The sequence below is a fragment of the Pseudogemmobacter sonorensis genome, from assembly GCF_042762395.1.
Classification (GTDB): Bacteria; Pseudomonadota; Alphaproteobacteria; order Rhodobacterales; family Rhodobacteraceae; genus Pseudogemmobacter; species Pseudogemmobacter sonorensis.
Genome location: NZ_JBEFZE010000030.1, coordinates 1 through 14,254, shown reverse-complemented (window position 1 = coordinate 14,254; position 14,254 = coordinate 1). Strand labels below are relative to the sequence as shown.

Sequence of the window (14,254 nt, the reverse complement as noted above, 5' to 3'; positions counted from 1 at the left end):
CCACGCCACCGAGATCTGCACAAGATTCATGCAAGAATCGCCAGCCCTACCGGCGCGAAGCCGTTGACGAACGCCCCATCTCAAATACACGAAAAATCTGACACTTGGCGGGCCCGCTCAGGCTTGCACCCTCCTGCTTGCGGCGATCATCTCATCGAACCAATGGCCGTCGCGCAAAATCTCAGGGGCGAGGGCGCGGGAAATGGTGGAAGAAACTTGCATTGTATACAGAGCACAGTATGGTGAGCACATGAACACAGGCAACAGCTACAACCTTGCGGCCCGGATCGCGGACAATCTTGTCGCGCTGCTTGAGGAAGCGATCATCTTCCTCGACCTCGCGCCCAACGAGCGTCTGACCGAGGAAGAGGTCGCCCTGCGCTACGGCGTCAGCCGCTCGCCGGTCCGCGACGCCTTGCGGTCGCTGGAACGCGACGGGCTGGTCCTGCGCGAGGCGCGCAAGGGCATCTGGGTCACGCCAATGTCGTTGCGCGACTTCGACGAGATCTACCGCTGCCGCATCGCGCTGGAGGCCATCGCGGCCGAACAGGCGGCGCAGTCTTCCAATACCGCGATGAAGCAGAAACTTCTGACCGTTCTGGACGAGATGAAACGCGCCCGCGATGCAGGCGATGCGCGCAACTTCTTCTCGCATGACGTGCAGGGCTCGGAGCTCATCTACCAGACGGCGGACAACCAGACCCTCAGCCGGTTGCTGAAGGGGCTGGAAAAGCAGGCCCTGCGCTATCGCTATCACCTCTATCGCCGCCACCCCGGCGTGGTCGACCTGTCGCTGGACGACACCGCCCGCATCTTCGGCGCGATCATCGACGGCGATGCGGAACTGGCCTTCCGGCTGGAGCACGACCTGATCACCAAGATCTGGCACGAGGGCCGCGACGCCATCCGCGAGGAATTCGGAGAAGGCCGGGAATGATCGGAATAGCGGCGGCATTTCCCTATATCGACACCCACACGGCCGGCCATCCGACCCGGGTGATCCTTGGAGGCGTGCCGAAACTGAAAGGCGACAGCGTTCTGGAGATGCGCCGCGATTTCGAGGCGCGCTTCGATCATCTGCGCGGCACGCTGCTGCACGAACCCCATGGCCATGCGGCCATGGTCGGGCTGATCCCCGTGCCCTCTGCCGTTGCCGATTTCGGGGCGATCTTCATTTCGTCCTATGTCTATCTGGGCATGTGCGGGCATGGCACCATCGGCTATGCCAAGACCCTGGCCCTGACCGGCGCGATCTCTCCCGCCACAGGCGACAGCTTCACGCTCGAAACCCCGGCCGGGATCGTCACGGCCTGGCTGGAATGGCAGGCGGACGGCAGCCTCGGCGCCGTCTCGATCCGCAACGTCCCGGCCTATATGGGCCTGCGCGATTTCGAGGTCGAGGTCGAGGGGCTGGGCAAGATCCGCACCGACATCCTTTACAGCGGCATGTGGTATGCCATGGTGCCCTCTGCGCCCTTGGGCCTGACCCTGGATGCCGAGAATGTCTCGGCCAATCTGGCGCTTGGCTGGAAGATCAAGCAAGCCATCGCCGCCGCGACCGACGGCCTGCCCGAGATGCGCGGCCTGCCCGCGCCAAGCGTGCTGTTCCACGACGATCTGGGGCGCGGCCATGCGCGCCAGATGCTGATCCTGGCGCCGAACAAGTTCGACCGCTCGCCCTGCGGCACCGGGACCTGCGCCCGGATGGCCCAGCTTCTGATCCGCGGCGCGCTTGAAGAGACCGAAACCTACCGCGCCGAGAACATCCTCGGCGTGCCCTTCACGGCAACCCTTGCCGACAAGACAGATGAGCAGGGGGTGACGGGCTACAGCGTGATTGTCCGGGGCGGCGCCTATGTGACCGCCCAGGGCACACTCTTCCTTGAAAGGGGCGATCCGCTTTCCGGGGGGTTCCTGGGACGGTGACAACCGCCGCTCCCATCAACTGAAAACCAAGATCAGGGAGATCTTAACATGTCATTCGTCGGAAATATCCTCCGGGCATCCGCCCTGGGGGGCGCCCTTGCTGTTGCCGCGCATACCGCCGCCAGCGCGCAGGACAACCCTTCTGCCGTGATCGACGAGATCCGCGCCAGCGGCGAGTTGAAGATCCCGGTCATGATCGGCGAGGAGCCGGGCTATATCAAGAACCCCACCACCGGGGAATGGAGCGGCTTCTACGTCGATTTCCTGGCTGGCGTCGCGGATGAGCTGGGCGTCAAGATCACCCCGGTCGAAACCACCTGGGGCAACCTGGCCGCCGACTTCCAGTCGAACAAGATCGACGTCGCCATCGGCGTGAACCCGAACCCCAAGCGCGGCCTGGTGGTCGATTACCTGTGGGAGCCGCTCTTCACCGACGCCTGGGCCACGCTGTCGCCCGAGGGCAAGCCCGTCGCCACCTGGGCCGAGCTGAACACCCCCGAAAAGACCGTCGTGGTGCAGAAGGGCTCGACCATGCAGATCGTGGCCGAGGCGCTGCTGCCCAAGGCGACGCTGACCGTGGTCGAGGACCGCAACCTCGCCATCATGGAACTGCAAGCCGGCCGCGCCGATGCGATGATCCAGTCGGTGTTCGACGTTCTCCAGATCGCGGGCCAGGTCGGCGGCGAGGTCTCGATCCCCGAGCCCATGCTGCGCAACCCCGCCACCCTTGCCGTGGCGCGCAAGCCCGGCAATGCGGGCTTCATCAACTTCCTGACCAACTGGGTGCAACAACAGCGTTCGCTGGGCCTGGCCCAGGGCCGTCTCGCGAAATCCTGGGAAGAGCGCGGCATCGACCTGTCGATCCTGCCCGACAGCTTCAGCTTCTGATCCCTGTCGCCTGCCCCCCGGTGGCCGCCGTGCCGCCGGGGGGCCTCCGGGCGCCGCTCCCGCGCCCGGCCCCTTCAATCCTTCTCTGGAGATGCGCGCTTGTTCGATATTTCCGTCATCACTCAGAACTGGCCCCTGTTCTGGAGCGGGCTTCTCGTCACGCTGTTCTATTCCGCGATCTCGATTTCCGCGGGCCTTGTCATCGGCCTGGTCGTCGGCCTGATCCAACTGACCGGATCCCGGACCTTGACGATCGTCGGCCGGGTCTATGTCGAAATCTTCCGCAACATTCCGCTTCTGGTGATCCTGCTGTGGATCTATTACGCCTTCCCGATCTTCGCCGGGCTGGCCATCACGAAATTCTGGGCGGGCTTCACCGGGCTCAGCCTCTATGCCGGCGCCTTCTATGCCGAGATCCTGCGCGCGGGCGTCCAGTCGATCGACAAGGGCCAGACCGACGCCACCACCGCGCTTGGCATGACCTACGGCCAGCGGATGCGCCGCGTGATCCTGCCGCAGGCCTTCCGCCGCATGATCCCGCCCCTGGCGGGCCAGTCGATCATCCAGATCAAGAACACCACGCTGATGTCGATGATCACGGTGCCCGACCTTCTTTATCAGGCCAGCTACGTCAGCTCGTTCACCTATCGTCCGATGGAGGTCTACACCATGGTCGGGGCCATGTTCCTCGTGCTGCTGGTCCCGCTGACCCTTCTGTCGCGCAAGCTTGAAAAAGTCTCGGAGTCGGTGAAATGACCAAAGGCGAACCGCTTCTGAAGATCGACGCGCTGCGGCTGCGTTTCGGCGACCGCGAGGTTTTGCGGGGCATCGACCTGTCGGTCCACAAGGGTGAGGTGGTCGTGCTGATCGGCGCCTCGGGCTCGGGCAAGACCTCGCTCCTGCGCTGCGTCAACCTTTTGAACATGCCCTCGGACGGGCGCGTCACCATCGGCGGCGAGGCGATCTACAACGCCAGCCCCGGCGCGCGCGACGGCAACGGCGTGCCGATCAGGACGGTGAACCGCATCCGCGCCCAGACCGGCATGGTGTTCCAGCAGTTCAACCTGTTTCCGCATATGACGGCGCTGGAAAACGTCATGGAGGGCCCGGTCACCGTCAAGAAGGCCGACCGCGCGACGACCCGGACCGAGGCGCTGGACCTGCTGGCCCAGATGGGCCTTCAGGACCATGTGAACAAATATCCCCGCCAGCTCTCCGGTGGCCAGCAGCAGCGCGTCGCCATCGCCCGCGCCTGCGCCATGCATCCGCAGGTCATGCTGTTCGACGAGCCCACCTCGGCGCTGGACCCCGAACTGGTGGGCGAGGTGATGAAGGCCATGGTCGATCTGGCCCGGACAGGCATGACCATGGTCATCGTCACCCACGAGTTGGGCTTCGCCTTCGAGATCGCCGACCGCGTGATCTTCCTCGACAGCGGCCAGATCGTCGAGGACGGGCCCCCGAAAGAGGTGCTTTTGCACCCGACCCACCCGCGCCTGAAAAGCTTCGTCGGCCGGTTCCACGAAACCGCCGACCTGCTGCGCCCCTTCCTGGAAGGGTCGTAAAGCCCCCTGCCCCGACGGCTTATCCGTCGCGACACGACCTGTCTTCGGCCCTTCCCTCGGGCCGAAGGCAACCCCAGGTCCTTGCCCGCGCGCGCGCCCGCCATTTCCGCGCCCGGCGCCTCCCCGGGCCAAGGACACCGAAAAGGAAAGCCCATGTCGCTCAGCTTCAATCCCGATACCGTCGCCGTTCCCCGCGGCCATCACATCGGCGGAAAATTCGTCGAACTGCCCGGCGAAGAGATCACCGTCCTGCGCCCCTCGGACGAAAAGCCGATGGGCCCCATCACCGACGGTGGCGCCGCCGCGGTCGAGATGGCGGTGGCCGCCGCGCAATCCGCGCTGAAATCCTCGGGCTGGGCCGCGATGAACCCGCGCGAGCGGGCAAAGATCCTGTTCCGCTTTGCCGAACGGATCGAGGCGCGCGCCGAATACCTCGGCCAGTTGGAGGCGATGGGGTCGAGCCGCCTCGTCTCGGGCACGATCACAGGCGATGCGGTGCGCACCGCCAGCGTGGTGCGCTATTTCGCCGAATATTGCGACAAACTGGAAGGCATCGTCACCGCCACCAAGGGCGACACGCTGTCCTACACCCGCCGCCAGCCCTATGGCATCGCGGGCGCCATCGTGCCGTGGAACTTCCCGATGATCACGGCGGCGTGGAAATTCGCCCCCGCGCTGGCGGCGGGCAATGCCGTGGTGATGAAGACCTCGGAGCTGACGCCACACAGCCTGCTGGCGCTGGCCGAATGCGCGGCCGAGGCCGGGCTGCCGGGCGGGCTTTTCAACGTGCTGAACGGCTGGGGCCATACCACCGGCGCGGCCATCGTCTCGCATCCGGCGATCGGCATCATCTCCTTCACCGGCTCGACCAGGACCGGCGCGGCGATCATGTCGCTGGCCGCCAATTCCGGCATCAAGCCGGTGGTGCTGGAACTCGGCGGAAAATCGCCCCAGATCGTGACCCGCGACCCCGGCGAGATGGATGCCGTCGCCACCCGCGTCGCCAACAATTTCATGGTCAATGCCGGTCAGGTCTGCACCCTGCCCTCGCGCCTGATCGTGCAGAAATCCGTCGCGGACGAATTGCTCGACCGCGTGCTGGCGAAGACCCGGACGATCAGACCCGGCCCGACCTGGGACGAGACCACCACCTTCGCCCCCGTCATCTCGGCCAGACAATTCGACCGGATCGACGCGCTGGTGCAGGAAACCGTCAAACAGGGCGCCAGCGTACTTACCGGCGGCACGCGGCTGGAGGGCCCGAACGCGGGCAATTTCTACGCCCCCACCATCCTGACCGATGTCGCCCACGACAATATCGGCTTCACCGAGGAATTCTTCGGCCCGGTGATGAACGTCACCACCTATGACGACCTGGAAGAGGCCATCGCCGAGGCGCAGCACCCGGTCTATGGCCTGTCGGCCTCGGTCCACACCCAGGACCTGAAGGTCGCGATGAAGGTGGCCGATGCGGTCGAGGCCGGGATGGTCTGGGTCAACCAGCATGGCCGCGATCCCGAATTCACCTATGCCGCCGGCGGCTGGAAGGGCTCGGGCTTCGGCAAGGACATGGGGCGCGCGGGCATCGAGGAATTCACGCGCCAGAAGGCCGTGTGGATCAACTATCTTTAAGGACATCCGAAATGATCTACGATTACGTCATCGTGGGCGGCGGCTCGGCCGGGGCCACGCTGGCCGCACGGCTGTCGGAGAACCCGGCAAAGCAGGTCGCCCTGCTGGAGGCCGGGCCCGACACCCCGCCCGACGATGTGCCGGACGTCATCTCGGACAGCTATCCCGGCCTGTCCTATTTCGATCCGAAATACCACTGGTCGAAGCTGCGGGTCTATGCCCGCAACGCGCGCTCGAATTCCGACACGATCCCGCCCTCGCGGCTGGAACAGGCCAGGATCATGGGCGGCGGCTCCTCGATCAACGGGCAGTTCGCCGTGCGCGGCCTGCCCGCCGATTATGACGAATGGGAGGCGATGGGGGCCAGGGGCTGGAACTGGGAAGGCATGCTGCCCTATCTGAAGAAGCTGGAACGCGATCAGGATTTCGACGGCCCCCTGCACAACCAGCATGGCCCGATGCCGATCCGCCGCGTCTTCCCCGAGGACTGGGCCGGCTTCACCAGATCCGTGCTTGCGGTGACGGAAAAGGACTATCCCTATATCGCCGACTACAACGGATCCTTCGAGGACGGCTCTTTCCCGCTGCCGCTGACCAACGAGAACGACCACCGCGTCTCGACCGCGCTCGGCTATCTGACGAAAGCGGCGCGGGCGCGCGGGAACCTGCACATCTTCGCCGATACCCAGGTCGAGGCGCTGGAGCTGGACGGCACCCGGATCACCGGCGTGCGCGCCCATAGCGGCACGAAACCGGCCGAGGTCTGGCAGGCGGGCGAGGTCATCGTCTGCGCGGGCGCCCTGCACACGCCGCCGATCCTTCTGCGCGCGGGCATCGGACCGGCGCAGGACCTGCGCGCCATGGGCATCGCGGTCGTGGCCGATCTTCCGGGCGTGGGGCGCAACCTGATGGACCACCCCCATCTTGCCGTGGGCGCGCATTTCAGGAAATCCGCCCGCCTGCGCCCCGGGCAGCGCCGCCACATCTTCCTCGGCGTGCGCTATTCCTCGGGCTATGCGGGCTGCACGCCCTCGGACATGCTGATGATGCCGGTGAACCGGGCGGGCTGGCACCCGCTGGGCAGTGCCATGGGCGCGCTGAACGTCTGCGTGAACAAATCCTATTCGCAAGGTAGTGTGCAGCTCAACTCGCCCGACTGGCGCGACGAGCCGCTGGTCAACCTGAACCTGGGCGGCGACGACCGCGACCTGATGCGGCTGGTCGACGGGTTCGAGCGGCTTTACCGCGTGATGGAAGACCCCCAGGTCAAGGCCCATGTGAACACATGGTTCCTGGCGGGCTATACCGAAGAGGCGCGGTCGCTTTCGGTCAAGAAGTTCTCGAACTTCGTCAAGACCGGCACGGCAGCCATGCTGTTCGACTATGCGCCCTTCTTCCGCGACACGCTGCTCAAGCGCAAGTTCGGCACCACCGAGCGGATGCACCACATGATGCGGAACCGCGACCTGATCGTCGACTGGGCCAGGCAATCGGTCTGGTCGGGCTGGCATGTCTCGGCCAGTTGCCGGATGGGCGGCGACGACGATCCGATGGCCGTGCTCGACAGCCAGTGCCGGGTGCGCGGGGTGCAGGGGCTGCGCGTCGTCGACGCCTCGGCCATGCCCTCGATCATCGCCGCCAACACCAACATCACCACGATCGCCATGGCCGAAAAGGCCGCCGATCTGATCCTGAACGCCTGATACGAAAGGAACTACCATGCGCGAGAACAAGGTCCGCACCCTGTGGGCAAAAGGCGAAACCGCGGTGACCGGCTGGCTTGCCATTCCGTCGAGCCTGTCGGCCGAGCTGATGGCCCAGCAGGATTTCGACGCGGTGACGGTCGACATGCAGCACGGCTGCGCCGATTACGCCGACATGCTGTCGATGCTTCAGGCGATCTCGACCACCGACCGGACGCCCTTCGTCCGGGTGCCGTGGAACGATCCCTCGATCATCGGCCGGGTGCTGGATGCCGGGGCCTACGGCGTGATCGCGCCGATGATCAACACCGGCGCCGAATGCCGCGCCTTCGTCGAGGCCTGCCGCTACTACCCCGAGGGCGGCCGCTCGGTCGGCCCGATCCGTGCGGGCCTTTACGGCGGTTCGGACTATTTCGCCAATGCCAACAAGACCGTGATCACCATGCCGATGATCGAGCACAAGGAGGGCGTGGCCAATCTTGACGAGATCCTCGCCACCCCCGGCCTTGACGCGATCTTCGTCGGCCCGTCGGATCTGGCGGTTTCGATGGGCCATACCCCCGGGTTCGATCCGCAATGGGACGATGTGAAAGAGGCCATCGCTCTGATCGCCGAGAAGTGCATCGCCGCGGGCGTGGTGCCGGGGATCCATGTCGGCTCGGTCGCCTGTGGCGAAGAGATGAAGCGGCTCGGCTACAAGTTCATCGCCTATCTGTCCGACTTCCGCATGCTGCAAATGGCCTTCACCCGCGCCATGCCGTCCTTCCGCGCCGGCGTGCCAAGCGAAGTGGCGCCCTGATCGGGCACGGGGAAAGGGGCGCGGACCGCCATGGCGCATATGCAGCGTGACGAGAAGATCGTCGTCATCGGCGCGGGCATCATCGGCGTCTGCGCCGCCAATGCCCTTGCCGACGAGGGCTTTGCCGTCGAGGTGATCGACCCGGTGGTGCCGGGCGGCCCCGGCCAGTGTTCCTACGGCAATGCGGGCGGGCTTTCGCCCGGCTCCTGCGTCCCGAATTCCATGCCCGGGATCCTGAGGCAGGTGCCGGGCATGCTTCTGGATCCCGAAGGCCCGATCGGCCTTCGGCTTCTCGACCTGCCGCATGCGCTGCCCTGGCTGATGCGGTTCGTCCTGAATTCGCGCCGGTCGCGGGTCGAACGGATCGCGGACGGGATGATCGAACTGAACCGGCTGACGCTCGACTGCTACGAGCCCTTGGTGAAAGAGGCGGGCTGCGCCGATCTGATCCTCCATCACGGCCAGCTTTTCGCCTATGAGAACCCCGAGGGCCCCGAGGGCAGCGCGCTGTCGATCTCGATGCGTCGCGCGCGCGGCGTGAGGGTCGAGGTGCTGGACGCGGCGCAGATGCGCGAACTGGAGCCCGCGATCTCGGCCGATTACCGCGCGGGGGTGTTCCTGCCCGAACAGGGCCAGTGCCGGAACCCCGGGCGGCTGGTTTCCTCCATCGCGGCGCTGGCGGCGGCCAAGGGCGTGACCTTCACCCGGGCGTCGGCCCGCGCGCTTGCCATGGAACAGGGCCGGGTGCGCGGCGTCGCGACCGAAACCGGGGTGACCCCTGCCGACCGGGTGGTCGTGGCGGCAGGGGCCTTCTCGGGGCCCTTCGCCAGGGCCGTCGGTGTCCGCGTGCCACTGATTTCCGAACGCGGCTATCACGTCACCTTCCCCCATGCCCGCACCGGGTTGCGCGTCAATGTCAACGCCGCCGAGCGCAAATTCGTCGCCGCGCCGATGGAGGGGGGGCTGCGCCTTTCCGGCACGGTGGAATTCGCCAGGCCTTCGGCCGGGCCGAACTGGCGGCGGGCCGAGATCCTGATCAGCCAGGCCCGGCATATGTTTCCCGGCGCCGATCTGCGCGGCGCCGAACGCTGGATGGGCAACCGCCCCGGCACCCCCGACAGCATTCCCGTGATCGAAACGGCGCCCGGGCATGACAATGTGATCCTTGCCTTCGGCCATGGGCACCAGGGCCTGATGGGGGGATCCGTCACCGGACGGCTGGTCGCGGAACTGGCCGCCGGTCGGCCGACCTCGATCGATATTTCGCATTTCCGCTCGTCCAGGTTCTGAGCCCGGACCCGCGCCAGGCCGCGGCCCGCCAAAGGGTCACGCAACAAAGGAGACACCGATGTATGAAGAGAAAATCGAGCTGCTGATCGGCGGCCTGTTCCGTCCGGGCAGCGAAGGCAGGACGCAGCCCCTGCTGAACCCCGCCACCGGCGAGCAGATTTCGACCGTCCCCCATGCCTCGGCCGCCGATCTGGACGCGGCCCTGGCCGCCGCCGAGGCCGCCTTCGCGCTGTGGAAGAACGAAACCGCGATCAACCGCTACAGGATCATGATGAAGGCCGCCGATCTGATCGACGAGCGGCTGGAGGCCATCGCCCGCACCCTGACCATGGAAAACGGCAAGCCGCTGGCCGAGGCGCGCGGCGAGATCGCCTTCTCGGCCGAGGCGACGCGCTGGTATGCCGAAGAGGGCAAGCGCGCCTATGGCCGCATCGTGCCCGGCCGGGTGCCCGGCCAGCGCCAGATGGTCTACAAAGAGCCGGTCGGCGTGGTGCTGGCCTTCGCGGCCTGGAACTTCCCGGCCTCGAACGTGATCCGCAAGATCTCGGGCGCGCTGGCGGCCGGTTGCGCACTGATCATCAAGCCCGCCGAGGAAACCCCCGGCACCGCCGTCGCCTTCGCGCGCTGCTTCCAGGATGCGGGCCTGCCCAAGGGCGTGCTGAACGTGGTCTTCGGCGTGCCCGACGAGGTGTCGCGCCATCTCATCGCCTCGCCGATCCCGAAGAAGGTCTCGCTGACCGGATCGACGGCGGTGGGAAAGCATCTGATGCGGCTTTCGGCCGATACGCTGAAGCGCACCACGATGGAACTGGGCGGCCATGCGCCGGTCCTGGTCTTCGGCGACGCCGATCTGGACCATGCCGTCGCCACGCTGACCGCGACCAAGTTCCGCAACGCCGGCCAAGTCTGCACCTCGCCCACCCGCTTCTTCGTGCACGAATCGCTGGCAAAGCCCTTCGCCCGGGGCATGGCCGACAAGGCCAAGGCGCTGAAGCTGGGCAATGGCCTGGACGCCGATACCCAGATGGGCCCGATGATCGCAGCGCGCCGCTGCGACGCGATCCTGTCGCTGGTCGAGGATGCCGTGGGCAAGGGCGCGGATCTTCTGACCGGCGGGCACAGGCTGAACCGTCCGGGCAACTTCTTCGCGCCGACCGTGCTGTGCGACGTGCCGGAAGATGCCCGGATCATGTCCGAGGAACCTTTCGGCCCGGTCGCCTCGATCGTGCCCTTCCAGACCTTCGACGAGGTGATCGCCCGCGCGAATGCCCTGCCCTATGGCCTGGCGTCCTTCGTCTTCACCAGGGACGGCGCCACCGCGCGCGATGCCGAGATGGCGCTGAACGCGGGGCTGGTGGGGGTGAACCACAGCATGATCTCCACCCCCGAGACGCCCTTCGGCGGCGTGAACGAATCCGGCTTCGGCTCCGAAAGCGGAATCGAGGGGCTGGAGGCCTTCCAGCGCACGAAATTCGTGTCCGAACTTTTCGCATGAGCTATGGAGGGACGGGGCGCGGCCCTTTCGCCCCGCCCCTCCAACTCGTCCCGAACATCCGACCAGCACCGGAACAGACAGATGACCGACAAGACCACGCCGAAAATCCTGATCGTAGACCTTGTCGGCCTTGCCCCGGGGCCCGAAGGACGGCCCGACCATTCCGCCGTGACAGCCCATGTCGCCGACAGGGGCGGCGTTTTCCATGAAGGCTCGGCCCGTGACCTGCCCTCGGTGGCGGGCAAGCCGAATTTCTATTACCTGCCGATGCTTTCGACCGAAGACGAGCTTCTGGCCGAGGCGGGCGACGGGCTTTACGATGCCGTCATCGCCGCCGCCACCTTCCTGCCCGCGGGCGCGCGCTTCGACCTGGGCGGCGTGCGGATCGGCGCGGGCACCGGCAACATGGGATCGGCCAGTTGGGGCGGCGGCGACGGCAGGGGCGGCGTGGCGCCCCTGATGAACACCCCCGGCATCAATGCCCGCGCCACCGCGCAGATGGTGATGAAGGCGCTTCTCGCCGTGCGCCCCGACCTGCCGGTGGCCGAGATGAACGCGCTGGTCGCCGCCGGTGACTTCGACACCGGGCGCGATCTGGTGCGCTTCCCCACCGCCAAGCTGGAAGGCATGACCTTCGCCGTCATCGGCTACGGCAACATCGGGCGCGAGGTCGCCAAGCTGGCCCGCGCCTTCGGCATGAACGTGCGGATCTTCGCCCGCCCCCGCCACCGCGACTGGATCGAGGGCGAGGGCTTCCTCTGGGCCGACACCCCGGTCGCGGCCGCGACGGGCGCCGATGCGATCTCTGTCCACCTCGGCCTCGGCCCCAAGGGGCCGGAGGGCTTCGCCAATGCGGGCATGATCGGCACCGGGGTGCTGGCCGCGCTTGCCCCCGGGGCCGTCGTCATCAACTACGACCGGGGCGAGTTGGTGGATGTGCCCGCCCTTGGCGCGGCGCTGGCCTCGGGCCAGGTCGGCCATGCCGCCATCGACGCCGACCTGTTCTCCGACCGCGACACCGGGGCACTGTCAGGGCCGATGGCGCCTTACCTGTCGCTTCTGCCCGACCATGCCGCGAAGCTGTCGCTTCTGCCCCATGCCGCCGCCGACACCGACCATCCGACCCGCGTCGCCGGGGCGAAACAGGCGGTCGACCAGATCCTCGACGCCATCCGGAACGGCGTGGTGCGCAACCTCAAGGGCGACCTGCCCGAGGGCTATGCCGATGGCGGCACGATCCGGCCCAAGGGCATGGGCGGCATCGGCTCGGCGACGCTGGCCGCATTGGCCGAGGGCGGCGAGGCCCGGGCGATCCAGACCCTTGCCGCAGAGCTTGCCGCCCGGATGGACGCGCTTCTGGCGGGCAAGGCCCCCGACACCGCCGCGATCCTGATGGCCGCGAACCGGCTGACGAGCGCATTGCGCGACGCGGGCATCGAGGGCAGCCCCGAGGCCTGAGTGCCTCACCACGCCCGGGACGTTGCGAGGCGGGGCGCTTCCGTGCAACATGCCGGACAGACGGAATTGAACCTGAACCGCCCCGCAACGGGCGGTGCGAAGGCCTGGAACCATGCCCGCCCAAACCGATCCACCGCTGCAATTCTCGGTCGCCGCCGAAGATCAGGTCTATGAATTCACCCGGCGATCCGCGCCCGGGGGGACAGGCTTCACGCTCGACGCCTCGCGCCAGGACGGGACGGGGCAAAAATCCTTCCCCGGGGCGGTCAGCACTCACGCCCCGGACGGGGATCTCACGCTCTCCGCCGCGCTCGGCGCCGATATCGCGGCACAGCGGCCCTGGCCGATCAGGCTGGCGGGCCTGCCCGAGAGGATCGTCGCGGCGGTGCGACGGATCTGGCAACGCCTGCGGTCGGGGGAGGATCGGTTGCAGCTTGCCGATCTCGCTCGCGACCAGGACATTCGCCTGCTGGCGGCGGCGGCGGCGGTGCTGGCGGGTCTGGCGATCGTGGAGACCGGCCTGTTCTGGCTGGTGCCAGCTTTTCCTCGGCCCTGTTCATCTCGGCCCCCTCGCGTACCAGATCGGCGTCGATGTTCACCTCTGACATATCGTTGACGATGACGGTGACGCGCCGTCCCTCGCGGCTGTTCAGGATGTGGTTCAGAAGCGTGGTCTTTCCCGCGCAATGACTGTCAATCTTCATTGAATGTTGGCGCCCCCTGATCGGGGCCCCAAAGTTCGGCCTCTGGCGCCCGGGTGAGCAGGCCGGTGGCGGCGTAGCTTTGCAACTGGCGCAGCCGACGGGGGCCTGCGTTTTGCAGGGCGTTCAGGCTCGTGTTTTGATACGCCGGTTGTCGTTTCCGGTCTCGACGTCGAGCCATCGCAGCGCCATCGGTTCGAGCCCGATGGCCAAGGGCCGTGATGGGTGCCCTTGAAGAAGGCGAAGGCCCTGTCGTGGGCGTCGAACATCGAAGCCCGCGCGGCGCCATCGCTCCGAGCCCGATGGCCGGAGGCTCCTGCGTCGCACGAGGATCGGCCCGGGCGAAGAACGTCCGGCTGCGGCGCAGGCGAACATGGGCCGCCTTGATGGTGCGCGCCCCATCGATCACGACAACCCCGTGGCTCCAGTCGAACTGGCAGGCTGCGCCGGGCGCAAAGCGCAGGGGCGCGAAGGCGGCAGAAGCGCCGGACCCCTGATTGCGCGCCCGGTTCGAGGCATTGCGGCGCACCGCGTCATATCCGCCCCCATAGCCGAGCCCGCTCGGTTCCTCGTCGATCTGTGCCAGGGACTGCCGCTCCCGGCTGGCCCGCGCGGCGTTGACCTCAAGCAGCCGGTTCAGCTCCCCCGCCCAGGCACCCAGCTTCGGGCCCGGCTGCACCGGCCGGGTACAGGTGAACGCGGTAAAATCCCGGCGCGGGTCACCTTCCGCACCCTTCGGCGCATCGCTCGAACCAGTGGCGCAATGCGCGTCGAGCTGCGACCGCTTCTGGCCGCGG

General features: G+C 67.0%; 11 protein-coding genes and 2 pseudogenes. 11 read left to right on the top strand and 2 right to left on the bottom strand.

Annotated elements, in window-relative coordinates:
* The first annotated feature begins 250 nt into the window (after positions 1 to 250).
* The 11 genes from ABNX41_RS17115 (at position 251) to ABNX41_RS17065 (ending at position 12,756) form a co-directional block, all read left to right on the top strand.
* Positions 251 to 937, top strand: coding sequence for a GntR family transcriptional regulator (locus ABNX41_RS17115; protein WP_438670924.1), 687 nt, complete (start codon positions 251 to 253; stop codon positions 935 to 937).
* A complete protein-coding gene (locus ABNX41_RS17110; RefSeq protein ID WP_438670923.1) occupies positions 934 to 1,926 on the top strand; it encodes a proline racemase family protein in 993 nt (330 codons plus the stop codon). The genes ABNX41_RS17115 and ABNX41_RS17110 overlap by 4 nt, the downstream gene beginning before the upstream one ends.
* Positions 1,927 to 1,974: 48 nt before the next feature.
* Positions 1,975 to 2,814 (top strand): transporter substrate-binding domain-containing protein, encoded by an 840-nt coding sequence (locus ABNX41_RS17105; RefSeq protein ID WP_438670922.1) that lies wholly within the window; start codon positions 1,975 to 1,977, stop codon positions 2,812 to 2,814.
* 99 nt (positions 2,815 to 2,913) lie between these two features.
* A complete protein-coding gene (locus ABNX41_RS17100; RefSeq protein ID WP_438670921.1) occupies positions 2,914 to 3,570 on the top strand; it encodes an amino acid ABC transporter permease in 657 nt (218 codons plus the stop codon).
* A complete protein-coding gene (locus tag ABNX41_RS17095) occupies positions 3,567 to 4,379 on the top strand; it encodes an amino acid ABC transporter ATP-binding protein (RefSeq protein ID WP_438670920.1) in 813 nt (270 codons plus the stop codon). Before ABNX41_RS17100 ends, ABNX41_RS17095 begins: the two co-directional genes overlap by 4 nt.
* A 153-nt stretch (positions 4,380 to 4,532) precedes the next feature.
* Positions 4,533 to 6,011, top strand: a complete 1,479-nt coding sequence (locus ABNX41_RS17090) for an aldehyde dehydrogenase family protein (protein ID WP_438670919.1) — start codon at positions 4,533 to 4,535, stop codon at positions 6,009 to 6,011.
* An 11-nt stretch (positions 6,012 to 6,022) separates the two neighbouring features.
* On the top strand, positions 6,023 to 7,714 hold the full coding sequence (locus ABNX41_RS17085) for a GMC family oxidoreductase (RefSeq protein WP_438670918.1): 1,692 nt from the start codon (positions 6,023 to 6,025) through the stop codon (positions 7,712 to 7,714).
* Positions 7,715 to 7,730: 16 nt separating this feature from the next.
* Entirely contained in the window at positions 7,731 to 8,513 is a 783-nt protein-coding gene (locus ABNX41_RS17080) for an HpcH/HpaI aldolase family protein (RefSeq protein ID WP_438670917.1), read from the top strand.
* Positions 8,514 to 8,543: 30 nt separating this feature from the next.
* Positions 8,544 to 9,803: an NAD(P)/FAD-dependent oxidoreductase gene (locus tag ABNX41_RS17075; protein ID WP_438670916.1), complete on the top strand. Its 1,260-nt coding sequence runs from the start codon at positions 8,544 to 8,546 to the stop codon at positions 9,801 to 9,803.
* A gap of 58 nt (positions 9,804 to 9,861) precedes the next feature.
* Positions 9,862 to 11,298, top strand: a complete 1,437-nt coding sequence (locus ABNX41_RS17070; RefSeq protein ID WP_438670915.1) for an NAD-dependent succinate-semialdehyde dehydrogenase — start codon at positions 9,862 to 9,864, stop codon at positions 11,296 to 11,298.
* 81 nt (positions 11,299 to 11,379) lie between these two features.
* Complete coding sequence (locus ABNX41_RS17065) at positions 11,380 to 12,756, top strand: NAD(P)-dependent oxidoreductase (RefSeq protein ID WP_438670914.1); 1,377 nt, start codon at positions 11,380 to 11,382, stop codon at positions 12,754 to 12,756.
* Between the two features lie 518 nt (positions 12,757 to 13,274).
* Here the strand turns inward: ABNX41_RS17065 and ABNX41_RS17060 are convergent.
* A pseudogene (locus tag ABNX41_RS17060) lies at positions 13,275 to 13,460 on the bottom strand (GTP-binding protein); the annotation flags it as partial.
* Between the two features lie 221 nt (positions 13,461 to 13,681).
* Positions 13,682 to 13,962, bottom strand: a pseudogene (locus ABNX41_RS17055) (hypothetical protein); the annotation flags it as partial.
* Between the last annotated feature and the right edge of the window lie 292 nt (positions 13,963 to 14,254).